Origin of the sequence: Escherichia sp. WS1265, from assembly GCF_046487585.1 — a bacterium.
In the GTDB taxonomy this organism is placed as follows: Bacteria; Pseudomonadota; Gammaproteobacteria; order Enterobacterales; family Enterobacteriaceae; genus Escherichia; species Escherichia coli.
This window is the reverse complement of record NZ_JBJQJE010000005.1, coordinates 1-15,423: the sequence shown is the minus strand read 5'-3', so window position 1 is coordinate 15,423 and position 15,423 is coordinate 1. Positions and strand designations below refer to the sequence as shown.

The following is a 15,423-nucleotide window of genomic DNA, read 5'->3' as shown; positions in this document are numbered from 1 at the left end:
TATTGTCGATTAAATTGTGTCTGCGGCTTGACCTTCCCGTAAGGGGAAGGACTATGCTCAACGTTTGATTTTGTTTCACCTGCTTAAGAATAAGGAAATAACTATGCAACGTCGTGATTTCTTAAAATATTCCGTCGCGCTGGGCGTGGCTTCGGCTTTGCCGCTGTGGAGCCGCGCAGTATTTGCGGCAGAACGCCCAACGTTACCGATCCCTGATTTGCTCACGACCGATGCCCGTAATCGCATTCAGTTAACTATTGGCGCAGGCCAGTCCACCTTTAGCGGGAAAACCGCAACTACCTGGGGCTATAACGGCAATCTGCTGGGGCCGGCGGTGAAATTACAGCGCGGCAAAGCAGTAACGGTTGATATCTATAACCAACTGACGGAAGAGACGACGTTGCACTGGCACGGGCTGGAAGTACCGGGTGAAGTGGACGGCGGCCCGCAGGGAATTATTCCGCCAGGTGGCAAGCGCTCGGTGACGTTGAACGTTGATCAACCTGCCGCTACCTGCTGGTTCCATCCGCATCAGCACGGCAAGACCGGACGTCAGGTGGCGATGGGGCTGGCTGGTTTGGTGGTGATTGAAGATGACGAGATCCTGAAATTAATGCTGCCAAAACAGTGGGGTATCGATGATGTTCCGGTGATCGTTCAGGATAAGAAATTTAGCGCTGACGGGCAGATTGATTATCAACTGGATGTGATGACCGCCGCCGTGGGCTGGTTTGGCGATACGTTGCTGACCAACGGTGCAATCTACCCACAACACGCTGCCCCGCGTGGTTGGCTGCGCCTGCGTTTGCTCAATGGCTGTAACGCCCGCTCGCTCAATTTCGCCACCAGCGACAATCGCCCGCTTTATGTGATTGCCAGCGACGGTGGTCTGCTACCTGAACCGGTGAAGGTGAGCGAACTGCCGGTGCTGATGGGCGAGCGTTTTGAAGTGCTGGTGGAGGTTAACGACAACAAACCCTTTGACCTGGTGACGCTGCCGGTCAGCCAGATGGGGATGGCGATTGCACCGTTTGACAAGCCGCATCCGGTAATGCGGATTCAGCCGATTGCTATTAGTGCCTCCGGTGCTTTGCCAGACACATTAAGTAGCCTGCCTGCGTTACCTTCGCTGGAAGGGCTGACGGTACGCAAGCTGCAACTTTCTATGGACCCGATGCTCGATATGATGGGGATGCAGATGCTAATGGAGAAATATGGCGATCAGGCGATGGCCGGAATGGATCACAGCCAGATGATGGGCCATATGGGGCACGGCAATATGAATCATATGAACCACGGCGGGAAGTTCGATTTCCACCATGCCAATAAAATCAACGGTCAGGCGTTTGATATGAACAAGCCGATGTTTGCGGCGGCGAAAGGGCAATACGAACGTTGGGTTATCTCTGGCGTGGGCGACATGATGCTGCATCCGTTCCATATCCACGGTACGCAGTTCCGTATCTTGTCAGAAAATGGCAAACCGCCAGCGACTCATCGCGCGGGCTGGAAAGATACCGTTAAGGTAGAAGGTAATGTCAGCGAAGTGCTGGTGAAGTTTAATCACGAGGCACCGAAAGAACATGCTTATATGGCGCACTGCCATCTGCTGGAGCATGAAGATACGGGGATGATGTTAGGGTTTACGGTATAAAAAGACCGTATTCGGAAATATGCCCGGATCTCTCCGGGCATTATGGTTACTTCACATCATCCGGCAGCGCATAAGCCACAATATAGTCGCCCATCTTCGTACCAAATGAACCGTGACCGCCTGCGGAGATCACCACATACTGCTTACCATTCACTTCATAGGTCATTGGCGTAGCCTGACCACCCGCTGGTAAACGACCCTGCCACAGTTTTTCACCGTTGCTCATGTTGTAAGCGCGCAGGTAGTTGTCTGCCGTAGCGGCGATAAACAGCACGTTACCCGCCGTGGAGATTGGCCCGCCCAGCATCGGCATCCCCATATTGAACGGCACCGGAACCGGCATCGGGAACGGCATACTGTCCTGCGGAGTACCAATGCGTTTCTTCCACACCACTTCGTTGGTTTTCAGATCCAGCGCCGAAATATAGCCCCATGCTGGCTGTTTACACGGCAGACCAAAAGGTGAGAGGAACGGATTGAGCGTGACGCCATACGGTACACCGTACTGCGGCTGAATGCCGGATTCCGTACCCGTGCCTTTGGCGTCTTTCGGCTGCTCCATCGGGTTACCAGGACCGCGTGGGATCAGTTTCGAAACAAACGGCAGTGCCATTGGGTTGGCAATTGCCACTTCACGATTCGGATCAACGGAAATCCCGCCCCATTCGAACATCCCCAGGTTACCAGGGAAGACCAGCGTACCCTGTTCAGATGGCGGGGTGAAAATGCCTTCATAGCGCATCTGGTGGAACATCACGCGGCACACCAGCTGGTCAAACATGGTGGCTCCCCACATATCCGCACCGCTTAAATCTTTCGTCGGACGGAAGCTCAGTTCAGAGAACGGTTGGGTCGGGGTGACGTAATCGCCTTTCGCTGCACCTTGGGGAACCGGTTTTTCCGGGGCCGGAACCACCAGTTCACCATTACGACGATCGAGCACAAAAATGTTGCCGGTTTTCGCTGGAGCATAAATGACCGGAACCTTTTGACCGTTAACGGTGATGTCCGCCAGCGTCGGCTGTGCCGGAAGATCCATATCCCACAGGTCGTGGTGAACGGTCTGGTAGCTCCACGCCAGTTTCCCGGTAGTGGCATTCAGCGCCAGAATCGAGCTGGCATAACGTTCCTGTTCCGGTGTGCGATTACCGCCCCAGATATCCGGCGTGGTCACGCCCATCGGCAGATACACCAGATCCAGCTTCGCATCATAGGCCGCTGGTGCCCACGAGTTTGGCGAGTTAAAGGTAAAGGTGTGTTCGTCAGACGGGATTGCGTTAGGATCTTTCGCACCAGGATCAAAAGCCCACAACAGCTCCCCGGTGTTGACATCAAAACCACGGATCACGCCAGACGTTTCGCGGGTTGAGAAGTTGTCGGTGACTGAACCGGCCATCACGATGGTTTTATCGGTGATAATCGGCGGCGAAGTCGGCTCATACAGACCCGGCTTGGTGTCCGGCATATTGCTTTGCAGATTGAGCACGCCTTTATTAGCGAAGGTTTCGCACAGCTTGCCGTTTTCAGCGTTAATCGCAATCAGACGACCATCATTCACCGGAAGAATGATACGACGCGGGCAATCCGCCATCACTTCTGGCGAGGCAGTTTCTGCTTTGGCTTCATGATAAGAGACGCCACGACAGGTTACATGCTGGAAGGACTCGTTGGTTTTCAGCTCAGGATCGTAATGCCATTTCTCTTTACCGCTGGCGGCATCGAGCGCAAACAGGCGCTGGTGCGCGGTACACAGGTAAAGGGTGTCGCCCACTTTAATTGGCGTCACTTCATTGGTGATTTCACCCGGATCGTTCGGCTGCTTCACATCGCCAGTACGGAACACCCAGGCTTCTTTCAGCTTGTGAACGTTATCGGCGTTAATTTGTTTCAGAGGTGAAAAGCGTTGACCTTCCTGATTACGACCATAGGCAGGCCAGTCCTGATCGGCAACGGGGGAGATTGCTTCGGCAGGTGTGGCATCGGCGCTTAAGGTGCCGTTGATTTCCTGCGGATCGTTAAATCCCGCCCAGGTGAGGATTCCGCCACTAATCAGCAACGCCACCACCAGAGCGGCAACTGCGCCGCTGGCAGGAATGACCAGGCGACGCCAGACAAACGGCAGGATCAGCCAGATGCCGAAGAAGACCAGAATGTCGCTGCGCGGAGTCAGCGCCCAGAAGTCGAAACCAACTTCCCAGACGCCCCAAATCATGGTGCCGAGCAGCAGGGCGGCGTATAGCCAAAGCGCGGCGCGTTTACTGCGCCACAGCATCCAGGCGACGCCGAGCATCACAAGGCCAGCGATAGGGTAGTACCAGGAGCCGCCAATCGCGACCAGCCAGCCTCCGCCAATGAGTAGATACAGCCCGCAAAGCGCTGCAAAAAGGGCTGTTAGCGTGACGAGTAATCGTCGCGAGCCTGTATTGTTAATTGCCATAAAGAGACACCATTTCAATTCATTAATATTTTAGTAGCAATTAATTATAGGTTTTAACATGTGTGATCGTCATCACAATTCGAGCTTTATTAACAGATTCCGCGAATGAATAGTTTTACTGGTATACTGCGTGTCTTGCGCTTTGTTGCGGTGCAAAAACCTGCCCGTGCGAAGTGATTTGTTTTTAAATCATATGGTTAGAGATATGAAACATACTGTAGAAGTAATGATCCCCGAAGCGGAGATTAAAGCGCGTATCGCCGAACTGGGTCGTCAGATTACTGAGCGTTACAAAGACAGCGGCAGCGATATGGTGCTGGTGGGTCTGCTGCGTGGCTCATTTATGTTTATGGCGGACCTGTGTCGTGAAGTTCAGGTATCTCATGAAGTCGATTTTATGACCGCCTCCAGCTACGGTAGCGGCATGTCCACCACCCGTGATGTGAAAATCCTCAAAGATCTGGATGAAGATATCCGTGGCAAGGACGTGCTGATTGTTGAAGATATCATCGACTCGGGTAATACACTGTCGAAAGTGCGTGAGATCTTAAGCCTGCGCGAACCGAAGTCGTTGGCGATTTGTACGCTGCTGGATAAACCGTCCCGTCGTGAAGTGAACGTCCCGGTAGAATTCATCGGTTTCTCGATCCCGGATGAGTTTGTGGTGGGTTACGGCATTGATTACGCACAGCGTTACCGTCATCTGCCGTATATCGGCAAAGTGATTCTGCTGGACGAGTAAGTGTGAAGTTGCCGGATGTGTTGCATCCGGCATGGCATTTTTATTTGTGGTTGGCGTGTTTCAGCTTGAGATTGGAAATCCCGTGACGGTAACGTTGCTCAAGAGTTTCGCGGTTGGTCGCTGTGACATCCAGATCACGCAGCAAGCCGTCGTGAATGCCGTAGGCCCAGCCGTGAATGGTGACTTTCTGCCCGCGTTTCCACGCTGATTGCATAATGGTGGAGTGGCCCAGGTTATACACCTGTTCCATGACGTTCAGTTCACACAAGGTATCCAGACGGCGCTCTTGCGGCATTTCGCCGAGCAATGAGCTATGTTTGAACCAGATATCGCGGATATGCAGCAGCCAGTTGTTGATAAGCCCCAGTTCCGGGTTTTCAACTGCGGCTTGTACGCCGCCGCAACCGTAGTGACCACAGATAATAATGTGTTCAACTTCGAGTACATCCACTGCATACTGAACCACGGAAAGGCAGTTCAGGTCGGTGTGAATGACCAGGTTAGCAACATTACGGTGAACAAAGAGTTCGCCCGGCTCAAGACCGGTTAAACGTTCTGCAGGAACGCGACTGTCGGAACATCCAATCCATAGAAAGCGCGGTTTTTGCGCTTGTGCCAGTTTCTCAAAAAACCCGGGATCCTCTTCCACCAGCATTTTTGACCATAGTGCATTGTTGCTGATGAGTGTATCTATGTCTTTCATGGAGGTTAACGACCTGTAACCAAATAATTACGTTTGGCTAATATAGGGCAACTCCGGGACGATTTAAACCACAGATAAAGTGTAAGAACGTAAGGTAAGTAAAAATTTATGACCATTGCACTGGAACTTCAACAGCTTAAAAAAACCTATCCAGGCGGCGTTCAGGCGCTTCGTGGAATAGATTTGCAGGTCGAAGCGGGTGATTTTTATGCGCTTCTCGGGCCGAACGGGGCCGGGAAATCGACCACTATCGGTATTATCAGCTCTCTGGTAAATAAAACCTCCGGGCGGGTCAGCGTATTTGGTTACGATCTCGAGAAGGATGTCGTGAACGCTAAACGTCAGTTGGGACTGGTTCCGCAGGAATTTAACTTCAACCCGTTTGAAACCGTGCAGCAAATTGTGGTGAATCAGGCAGGGTACTACGGTGTGGAGCGCAAAGAAGCGTATATCCGCAGCGAAAAGTATCTTAAGCAGCTCGATCTCTGGGGGAAACGCAACGAACGTGCGCGTATGTTATCGGGCGGGATGAAACGCCGTTTAATGATTGCCCGTGCGTTAATGCATGAACCTAAACTACTGATTCTCGACGAGCCAACGGCAGGCGTGGATATTGAACTTCGCCGCTCAATGTGGGGCTTTTTGAAGGATTTAAACGACAAAGGCACCACCATCATTCTCACCACACACTACCTGGAAGAAGCAGAAATGCTGTGCCGCAATATCGGCATTATTCAACACGGTGAGCTGGTGGAAAATACCTCGATGAAGGCGCTGCTGGCGAAGCTGAAATCAGAAACATTTATTCTCGATCTCGCACCGAAAAGCCCGTTACCGAAGCTCGATGGCTATCAGTATCGACTGGTCGATACCGCGACGCTGGAAGTTGAAGTGCTGCGTGAGCAGGGGATCAACAGCGTATTTACGCAGTTAAGTGAGCAGGGCATTCAGGTATTAAGTATGCGTAACAAAGCTAACCGTCTGGAAGAGCTGTTTGTTTCACTGGTTAATGAAAAACAAGGAGAGCGCGCATGATGCATCTTTACTGGGTGGCGCTAAAAAGCATCTGGGCGAAAGAGATCCATCGCTTTATGCGTATCTGGGTGCAGACGCTGGTGCCGCCAGTCATCACCATGACCCTTTACTTTATTATCTTCGGTAACCTGATTGGTTCGCGTATTGGCGATATGCATGGCTTCAGCTACATGCAGTTCATCGTACCGGGGCTGATCATGATGTCGGTGATCACCAACGCCTACGCTAACGTCGCGTCATCATTTTTTGGTGCCAAGTTTCAGCGTAATATTGAAGAGCTGCTGGTAGCGCCGGTTCCGACTCACGTCATTATTGCCGGATATGTCGGCGGTGGCGTGGCGCGTGGTCTGTTTGTTGGCATTCTGGTGACGGCAATTTCACTGTTTTTTGTGCCGTTTCAGGTGCATTCGTGGGTATTTGTCGCTTTAACGCTGGTGCTCACGGCGGTGTTGTTCTCCCTTGCGGGTTTGCTGAACGGCGTGTTTGCCAAAACGTTCGATGACATCAGCCTGGTGCCAACCTTTGTGTTAACGCCACTTACGTATTTGGGCGGGGTCTTTTACTCACTGACTTTGTTGCCGCCGTTCTGGCAAGGGCTGTCGCATCTGAACCCAATCGTTTATATGATCAGTGGTTTCCGCTACGGCTTCCTCGGTATCAATGATGTTCCGCTGGTCACTACCTTCGGTGTACTGGTGGTCTTTATTGTGGCGTTTTATTTGATCTGTTGGTCGCTGATCCAACGTGGACGTGGTTTGCGTAGCTAAGGCTATTTCCTCTCCTCTGGATTTGGGGGAGAGGAGTTTTGACGGCTATCACCCTTTATCAACAATGGTCAGGGTAGACTGATTTTCGGCTAAGGAGGAAGGCGATGTTAGGTTGGGTAATTACCTGTCACGATGACCGTGCGCAAGAGATACTGGATGCGCTGGAGAAAAAACATGGGGCACTTCTTCAGTGCCGGGCCGTGAATTTCTGGCGCGGATTAAGCTCTAATATGCTCAGCCGCATGATGTGCGATGCTCTGCATGAAGCGGACTCTGGTGAAGGTGTCATCTTCTTAACCGATATAGCCGGAGCGCCGCCGTACCGCGTGGCTTCATTATTAAGCCACAAACACTCCCGTTGCGAAGTGATTTCTGGCGTCACGTTACCGTTAATTGAGCAGATGCTGGTCTACCGTGAAACGTTATCCAGCGCAGAGTTTCGCGAGCGTATTGTCGAACTGGGTGCGCCGGAGGTGAGTAGTCTTTGGCACCAGCAACAAAAAAATCCGCCTTTCGTCCTCAAACATAATTTGTATGAGTATTAACCCGCGATTCTGATGACGCTTTTGCTACAATAAAAGCGTTGTTTCACCCTCGGTTATTTTTTCATGTACAAACAAGCTGTTATTCTCCTGCTGATGCTGTTTACCGCAAGTGTCAGTGCCGCGTTACCTGCCCGTTATATGCAAACTATCGAAAATGCTGCGGTCTGGGCGCAAATTGGCGACAAGATGGTGACCGTGGGGAATATTCGGGCCGGACAAATCATTGCCGTGGAGCCCACTGCCGCAAGTTATTACGCATTTAATTTTGGCTTTGGTAAAGGGTTTATCGATAAAGGGCATCTCGAGCCGGTTCAGGGGCGACAAAAAGTTGAAGATGGTTTGGGTGACCTCAACAAGCCGCTGAGTAATCAGAACTTAATAACCTGGAAAGATACGCCGGTCTACAACGCGCCGAGTGCGGGCAGTGCGCCGTTTGGGGTACTGGCGGACAATTTGCGCTACCCAATTTTGCATAAACTGAAAGACAGGTTAAATCAAACCTGGTATCAGGTCCGTATTGGCGATCGACTGGCCTATATCAGTGCGCTGGATGCCCAACCCGATAATGGCCTGCCGGTGCTAACCTATCACCATATTCTGCGCGACGAAGAAAACACCCGTTTTCGCCATACTTCGACGACCACCTCGGTACGCGCTTTCAATAACCAGATGGCCTGGCTGCGCGACAGGGGATACGCGACACTGAGCATGGCGCAACTGGAAGGTTACGTGAAGAATAAGATCAATCTCCCTGCGCGAGCGGTGGTGATTACCTTTGATGATGGCCTAAAGTCGGTGAGCCGCTATGCGTATCCTGTGTTGAAACAATATGGTATGAAGGCGACGGCGTTTATTGTTACCTCGCGCATCAAACGTCACCCGCAGAAGTGGGACCCAAAATCGCTGCAATTTATGAGCGTTTCTGAACTTAACGAAATTCGCGATGTATTTGATTTCCAGTCACATACCCATTTTTTGCATCGGGTGGATGGTTATCGCCGACCCATATTACTGAGCCGTAGTGAGCACAATATTCTGTTTGATTTTGCACGTTCACGCCGCGCTCTGGCGCAATTTAATCCGCATGTCTGGTATCTTTCGTATCCGTTTGGCGGATTTAATGACAAAGCCGTGAAGGCAGCAAAAGAAGCCGGATTTCACCTGGCGGTGACAACCATGAAAGGCAAAGTAAAACCGGGGGATAATCCGTTGTTACTAAAACGACTTTATATCTTAAGGACGGATTCGCTGGAGACGATGTCGCGGCTGGTGAGTAACCAGCCGCAGGGGTGATTATCAGGCAACCTGTACCGGAATCGCTTTCGCGGTACGTTTCATTTCGTTGTCGCCTTCAAAATAGGCGACGTTGGGCCGCCAGGTGCGAGCTTCTTCATCTGGCATGGTAACGAAGCTGGCGATGATGACAATATCGCCGACGCTGGCGCAGTGGGCCGCCGCACCGTTAACGGAAATAATTCTCGAACCGCGTTCTGCCGCGATGGCATAGGTGGAGAAACGCTTGCCGTTGGTCACATTCCAGATATCAATGGCTTCGTTTTCGAGAATACCGGCTGCGTCAAGAAAATCCTGGTCAATGGCGCAAGAACCTTCATAGTGCAGGTCCGCATGAGTCACTTTCACGCGGTGGAGTTTGCCCTGCAGCATCGTGCGAATCATAACTTCTACCTTTCTACCCTGTCGTTAACGAAGCAGGCGATGCCTGCTTTGAGGAAATTCTCACGCAGTATTGCCCGATTTTTGTTTAGTGTCTACTCATCTGACGGCATTTGCATCAGCAGTTTGCGTACCGCGCCGAAGCGTGCCATGTATCGCCTGTAACGAATTGATATTTCTCTGAACGCTGCTCGGTAAACACTAAAGAGGCGGCTGACGACGGCGCGCCTTGACTGGATACTGCCTTCACGCAAGACAACACGGAAGGCAGGGAAGATGGATGCACCGAGTACCACACCGCATGATGCGGTATTTAAACAATTTTTAATGCATGCGGAAACGGCTCGTGACTTTCTGGATATCCATTTGCCAGCGGAACTACGCGAACTGTGTGACCTCGACACGCTGCATCTTGAGTCGGGGAGTTTTATTGAAGAAAGCCTGAAAGGGCACAGCACGGACGTACTCTATTCCGTGCAAATGCAGGGTAATCCCGGTTATTTGCATGTGGTGATTGAACATCAAAGCAAGCCGGATAAGAAAATGACCTTTCGCATGATGCGCTATGCCATTGCCGCCATGCACCGGCATCTGGAGGCGGATCACGATAAGCTGCCGCTGGTGGTGCCGATTCTGTTTTATCAGGGCGAGGCCACACCTTATCCGCTCTCAATGTGCTGGTTTGATATGTTTTACTCGCCGGAGCTGGCGCGACGCGTTTACAACAACCCTTTCCCGCTGGTGGATATCACCATCACACCGGATGACGAAATCATGCAACATCGGCGGATTGCGATTCTCGAACTACTGCAAAAACATATTCGCCAGCGCGACTTAATGTTATTGCTGGAGCAACTGGTCACGCTGATTGACGAAGGGTACACTAGCGGAAGTCAGTTAGTTGCCATGCAAAACTATATGCTGCAACGCGGTCATACTGAACAAGCGGATTTGTTTTATGGTGTGCTGAGAGACAGGGAAACGGGAGGGGAGTCTATGATGACGCTGGCGCAGTGGTTTGAAGAGAAGGGAATTGAGAAGGGAATTGAGAAGGGAATGGAGAAAGGAATTGAGAAGGGGATTCAGCAGGGAAGACAGGAGGAAAGGCAAGAATTCGCCCTGCGTCTTCTGAGTAAAGGAATGTCTCGGGAAGACGTTGCAGAGATGGCAAATTTACCTCTTGCTGAGATTGATAAACTGATTAACTAAGTTGTCTGTATTATCAGTTATAGCCAGATAATTGTTATTGTTAACTGACCAGATAATTAAGGGAACATATGGAAATAAAGACACGGAGAGAAACCAGGCAGACCTTAGCGCAGTGGTTTGAAGAGAAGGGATTCCAGAAGGCGTATCAAGAAGCGTATCAAGAAGTAAGACAGGAAGTAAGACAGGAAGTAAGACAGGAATTCGCCCAGCGTTTTCTAAGTAAAGGGATGTCTCGGGAAGACGTTGCAGAGGTGACAACTTTACCTCTTACAGAGATTGATAAGCTAATTAACTCTAACTAAGTTGTCTACGATATGAATAATTGCTTACAGATGACGTGGCAATGAATAACTGGCGCCATCAGCCGTAGCGCCAGTTAAGTATTACACCAGCTCGACTATTTTGTTGTCGATCAGGCGGGCATCGCCAAGCCAGGCGGCTACCAGAATCACTGCACGTTTGCTGTTTTCAGAGACTTCCAGCAATGTGTCGGCATCACGAATCTGAATATCATCGGCGCGGAAGCCTTTTTCATTCAGTTCTTGGCCTGCAATAGCAATAATTTCATCGAGATCCCGTTCGCCAGCCTGCAATTTGTCGGCAATCGAACTTAAAACCTTGTACAGACCAGGCGCAATTTTGCGTTGTTCCGCCGTCAGATAACCGTTACGGGAACTCAGCGCCAGACCGTCTTTGGCGCGCATAATTGGCACACCGACAATCTCAATATCAAAGCCCATATCAGCAACCATTTTGCGGATCAGCGCCAGTTGCTGAAAATCTTTTTCACCGAAGCAGGCGATGTCCGGCTGGACCAGATTGAACAGCTTGCTGACAATAGTCGACACGCCGCGAAAATGTCCCGGACGGCTGGCACCTTCCAGCATGGTAGAAAGGCCGGGAACATCAACATAGGTGTGGGTTTCTGTACCGTTCGGGTAGATCTCTTTTACCGAAGGGGCGAAAACTAAATCCACTTTACGTTTGTTTAGCTTCTCGCAGTCTTCCTGCAAGGTCCGTGGATAACGTGCCAGATCTTCCGGGCGGTCAAACTGCATCGGGTTAACGAAAATACTGACGACGACCACATCGGCGCGGGCTTTGGCTTCGTCGACCAGCTTCATATGGCCGTCGTGCAGGTTACCCATGGTGGGCACCAGCGCCACGCGCTTACCTTCCATACGCAGGCGGCGGATTTGCTGACGCAGCAGCGGCAGGGTTTCGATAATTAACACAACGTCACTCCTTAATGGAAACTGTGTTCTTCGCCCGGATAAACGCCGGACTCCACTTCAGCCATATACTGCCGCACAGCCGCGCGGATGTCGCCCGTTTCGGCGAGGAAATTTTTGGCAAATTTAGGGATATGACCGCCAGTAATGCCGAACGCATCGTGCATCACGAGGATCTGTCCATCGGTAACGTTGCCTGCGCCAATACCGATAACCGGGATCGCCAGTGCTTCGGTAATGCGTTTTGCCAGTTCAACCGGCACGCACTCCAGTACCAGCAGTTGTGCCCCAGCAGCTTCTATGGCTAATGCATCGCTGAGCAGTCGATCGGCCGCTTCATCGCCGCGCCCCTGGACTTTGTAGCCACCGAAAATATTCACTGACTGTGGGGTTAAACCTAAGTGACCACAAACAGGAACGGCACGTTCGGTCAGCATTTGTACGGTTTCTACCAGCCACTCACCGCCTTCAATTTTGACCATGTTGGCCCCAGCACGCATAACCGTTGCGGCGTTTTCAAAGGCTTGTTCTGGTGTGGCATACGCCATAAACGGCAGATCAGCCAGCAGCAGGCAGTTTGGCGCACCGCGACGTACAGCAGCAGTGTGGTAGGCGATATCAGCAACGGTAACCGGTAGCGTGGAGTCATGCCCCTGAACCGTCATGCCCAGTGAATCGCCGACCAGCATCACGTTAAGCCCTTCATCGGCAAACAGTTTTGCGAAGCTATAGTCGTAAGCGGTGATGGTCGCGAAACGTTTTTTGTCCTGCTTGCATTTCTGCAATGAAGCAATAGTGGTTGGTTTCATAACGTATCCTGATAAGTAATGTCGTGCTGTCTGGCATTTTATCAGTCACATTGGTGGGGGCAATGATTTATCAATTGCAGCACCGCCAGATGATGGCGGTGCGGTAATGTCATCAAGGATAGGTTACCTGGAAGGTACTGGTGGCTTTGAATTCACCGGATTCGATAGCGATATTTCCGTCTTGTTTTAACGTTGCCTGGAAGTGAAGAGGCTGTGATGTGCCGCTGCCTTGATTAGGGTAAACACCATCGGAGGTGTCATCTTCGGTTTCATAATCTTTATAAATAGAGGTTGCATCGTTAGGTTTTAATGTCATTAGCGGATTTTTACTGGTTGCTAATCCTTCAATGAGTACGCCAACGCCTTTGGCTGCGGTGCTTCCGGTAAGCGTATTGCCAAGCAGTTGTGTATTTTCAGTACCTACTTTTCCAGTGACGAGTTTTGTTTCAATATTACGCACACGAATACAGTTCTGAAGCGAAATATCAAAGGGAACAGGTGAAGCACCATTTTTAATTGTCCCGGAACTATACTCTCCCATTCTAACCGTTGAACCATTGACTGATGATCCGGTAAGTATGGAGGTAAAACATGTTGGTAAGGTTAATTTGACATTATTCAGTGTGAAATTGACATAAAGGTGATGGCTATGATCTACGACTCTGGTACCTGGACTGTAGGCCTTAAATGCATAAAGGTAATCGGATGAACTGGATAACTGGACTTGCTGATTAAGTGTAGGATCGAAACTAGCATCTGTATAAAATTCAACAGTTATGTCGTGTACAACACCACCAATAGCCCAAAACTTATCGTAGCTGTTTGCTTTGTTGCAACCCTTGGTTTGTAGATCGTTGTCTGTTATGGAGAAGTGAAATTGTTGGGTTGAAGTGTCTCCGATATAGATTCCTGGTGATTGAATATCAGTTGTTGTATTGTATGCAGACCAGACCCTTGATATTAACATGGTGTAATACAGACCAGGAACAGATGTCTTAAAGAGTTTATGTCCACCATAATCTTTACCTGAATAAACCATGGCATTTTCAATGGTTATTGGCCCAGGATTTGCTCTGCCAGATGTATTACAGTAAAGAATACCACTCGGACCCGTGTCCAGGTATGACCAGTACATTTTTACCCCTGTCGGGCCGAGTTGCGTGGGTTTATAAAAAACCAGGTTGCTTGCTGTTGATGTGTAATTAAAGGTTACCCGTGCAGCAGTGGAAGGTCCTTTATAATTATCAACCCCTGCATTATTTCCCACAATAAAACTTGTATATGCACTAACTGTATAACAACAAGAATACAGTGCTAAAAAAAGAAAGTATCTGAAGAGTGTCTTCATTTTTACTCCAGTATTGAGTTTTTGTTAGAGTTGGTGTTATTTTTGTTCGTTATTCGTAGTAAATATCAACTAACACATGGCTCATAAGTTGACCAGATGTAACACTCAATGCAGGATCAATTTTTTGCATTCGGGTGCTAAATTTCCAGGACGAACCATTCATGTCATCCGACATTACTGGATAAACGGAGCGAGAACCGCCTGAAGCATTAAGAACATTGAATATATTCGCCGAATCCTGGATAGAAAATATAACCACTCCTACATTACTCGCCCCTGACGAAATTTCATTGGCAAATATTTGTCGGGAACCATTAGCCATTGCACCACTTTGTGCCCTAAAGTCTATGTGTAGTTGATTTAAGACATTTCCTGTTCCCTGAAATGCACAGTCTTTCACCGATATGGTGAACTCTTTACCACCAGTCTGATAACTCTCGGGAGAAATATTACCAGCAAAATAGCCCACGCCAACCACACCCAGATCTATATTTCCCTGATTACTGATACCGCTCTGGCAAGTGCTGTTTTTTACATTCGCAGTTAAATTAATATCCTGCCCAGCGAAGGCCGAAAAGGAAGTAGTGAATATGAATGCCAGGAACAGACCTGTTTTTTTCTTAATTTTACGTTTAGAGGAAAGCATAATCAGTTCCTGAATTCGACGTGCCGTTAGTTGTATGTCACAGAGAAAGTTGCTGGTGCTGAAAATGTGCCCGCTGTAACATCGCTTACGGTTTTACTCTTATCTACGACCAGGCGCGCACTCATCGGATAATCTACAACTGTATTCCCCGTGGCTGTGGCAATAGACACTTCCTGATCGGCTGGGGTAACACAACTGAATTGTGCCGCACTACCAACTGCTGGAGTGCTTGTACTCCACACTTCAACTGCAACAGCACTTGCTTTATCGCTAGCCGTGGAGCCGTTCGCAAAACCGAGACCGTCGTTACTTGCTCCTTCACAGGTGGCACGCTTTGTCAGTTTAATCTTAGCTTTTTTGCCAGGTATACCCGCGCAGTCTTTAAACTGTAATTTAAAGGTTTTAATTTTTGTTTTTGCATTGATTTCAGAAATATAAACATCGCCAAAAGCAACGACAGAAATGGTTTGATCATTATCATCAACCAGACTGGCTGTACAGGTTCCCATTTCGGTAATGACTCCAACTTATTGATAGTGTTTTATGTTCAGATAATGCCCGATGACTTTGTCATGCAGCTCCACCGATTTTGAGAACGACAGCGACTTCCGTCCCAGCCGTG

The 15,423-nt window shown here is 49.8% G+C and carries 15 protein-coding genes and 2 pseudogenes; 8 read left to right on the top strand and 9 right to left on the bottom strand.

Features of this window, described 5'->3' with window-relative positions; genetic code table 11:
- Positions 1-103 precede the first annotated feature (103 nt).
- Entirely contained in the window at positions 104-1,654 is a 1,551-nt protein-coding gene (gene cueO, locus ACJHX3_RS06560) for a multicopper oxidase CueO (protein WP_001189657.1), read from the top strand.
- Positions 1,655-1,700: 46 nt separating this feature from the next.
- On the opposite strand, the gene gcd is transcribed toward cueO, so the two are convergent.
- Positions 1,701-4,091, bottom strand: a complete 2,391-nt coding sequence (gene gcd, locus ACJHX3_RS06555; protein ID WP_001309217.1) for a quinoprotein glucose dehydrogenase — start codon at positions 4,089-4,091, stop codon at positions 1,701-1,703.
- Between the two features lie 205 nt (positions 4,092-4,296).
- On the opposite strand from gcd, the gene hpt reads away from it, so the two are divergent.
- Positions 4,297-4,833 carry a hypoxanthine phosphoribosyltransferase gene (gene hpt, locus ACJHX3_RS06550; RefSeq protein WP_000683335.1) on the top strand — a complete coding sequence of 179 codons (537 nt, stop codon included), beginning with the start codon at positions 4,297-4,299 and terminating at the stop codon, positions 4,831-4,833.
- A 40-nt stretch (positions 4,834-4,873) separates the two neighbouring features.
- On the opposite strand, the gene can is transcribed toward hpt, so the two are convergent.
- Positions 4,874-5,536, bottom strand: a complete 663-nt coding sequence (can, locus tag ACJHX3_RS06545; RefSeq protein ID WP_000651599.1) for a carbonate dehydratase — start codon at positions 5,534-5,536, stop codon at positions 4,874-4,876.
- 108 nt (positions 5,537-5,644) lie between these two features.
- Here can and ACJHX3_RS06540 point away from each other — a divergent pair, with 108 nt between their 5' ends.
- The 4 genes from ACJHX3_RS06540 to ACJHX3_RS06525 all read left to right on the top strand — a co-directional run bounded on the left by ACJHX3_RS06540 (position 5,645) and on the right by ACJHX3_RS06525 (position 9,176).
- On the top strand, positions 5,645-6,571 hold the full coding sequence (locus ACJHX3_RS06540) for an ABC transporter ATP-binding protein (RefSeq protein ID WP_000150639.1): 927 nt from the start codon (positions 5,645-5,647) through the stop codon (positions 6,569-6,571).
- Complete coding sequence (locus tag ACJHX3_RS06535; RefSeq protein WP_000972203.1) at positions 6,568-7,338, top strand: ABC transporter permease; 771 nt, start codon at positions 6,568-6,570, stop codon at positions 7,336-7,338. Before ACJHX3_RS06540 ends, ACJHX3_RS06535 begins: the two co-directional genes overlap by 4 nt.
- A 104-nt stretch (positions 7,339-7,442) precedes the next feature.
- A complete protein-coding gene (locus tag ACJHX3_RS06530) occupies positions 7,443-7,883 on the top strand; it encodes a PTS sugar transporter subunit IIA (protein WP_000901984.1) in 441 nt (146 codons plus the stop codon).
- Between the two features lie 63 nt (positions 7,884-7,946).
- Entirely contained in the window at positions 7,947-9,176 is a 1,230-nt protein-coding gene (locus ACJHX3_RS06525) for a polysaccharide deacetylase family protein (protein ID WP_000277894.1), read from the top strand.
- Between the two features lie 3 nt (positions 9,177-9,179).
- Here the strand turns inward: ACJHX3_RS06525 and panD are convergent, their stop codons facing one another.
- Complete coding sequence (panD, locus tag ACJHX3_RS06520; RefSeq protein ID WP_000621515.1) at positions 9,180-9,560, bottom strand: aspartate 1-decarboxylase; 381 nt, start codon at positions 9,558-9,560, stop codon at positions 9,180-9,182.
- A 273-nt stretch (positions 9,561-9,833) separates the two neighbouring features.
- Between panD and ACJHX3_RS06515 the strand changes: the two genes are divergently transcribed.
- Both ACJHX3_RS06515 and ACJHX3_RS06510 read left to right on the top strand, forming a co-directional pair.
- Positions 9,834-10,766 carry an Rpn family recombination-promoting nuclease/putative transposase gene (locus tag ACJHX3_RS06515; RefSeq protein ID WP_137487180.1) on the top strand — a complete coding sequence of 311 codons (933 nt, stop codon included), beginning with the start codon at positions 9,834-9,836 and terminating at the stop codon, positions 10,764-10,766.
- Between the two features lie 68 nt (positions 10,767-10,834).
- Entirely contained in the window at positions 10,835-11,068 is a 234-nt protein-coding gene (locus ACJHX3_RS06510) for a hypothetical protein (protein WP_000404118.1), read from the top strand.
- A gap of 81 nt (positions 11,069-11,149) precedes the next feature.
- Here the strand turns inward: ACJHX3_RS06510 and panC are convergent, their stop codons facing one another.
- The 6 genes and pseudogenes from panC to ACJHX3_RS06480 form a co-directional block, all read right to left on the bottom strand.
- Complete coding sequence (gene panC / locus ACJHX3_RS06505; protein WP_000905369.1) at positions 11,150-12,001, bottom strand: pantoate--beta-alanine ligase; 852 nt, start codon at positions 11,999-12,001, stop codon at positions 11,150-11,152.
- 11 nt (positions 12,002-12,012) lie between these two features.
- Complete coding sequence (gene panB / locus ACJHX3_RS06500; RefSeq protein ID WP_000805447.1) at positions 12,013-12,807, bottom strand: 3-methyl-2-oxobutanoate hydroxymethyltransferase; 795 nt, start codon at positions 12,805-12,807, stop codon at positions 12,013-12,015.
- 112 nt (positions 12,808-12,919) lie between these two features.
- Positions 12,920-14,161, bottom strand: a pseudogene (locus ACJHX3_RS06495) (fimbrial-like adhesin); the annotation flags it as partial.
- Between the two features lie 43 nt (positions 14,162-14,204).
- A complete protein-coding gene (locus tag ACJHX3_RS06490) occupies positions 14,205-14,801 on the bottom strand; it encodes a fimbrial-like protein (protein WP_000952989.1) in 597 nt (198 codons plus the stop codon).
- 26 nt (positions 14,802-14,827) lie between these two features.
- Positions 14,828-15,313 (bottom strand): annotated as a pseudogene (gene yadL / locus ACJHX3_RS06485) (fimbrial-like protein YadL); the annotation flags it as partial.
- Between the two features lie 15 nt (positions 15,314-15,328).
- Positions 15,329-15,423, bottom strand: a 95-nt coding sequence (locus ACJHX3_RS06480) for an IS1 family transposase (RefSeq protein WP_000306640.1), incomplete at its 5' end; no start/stop codon positions are given.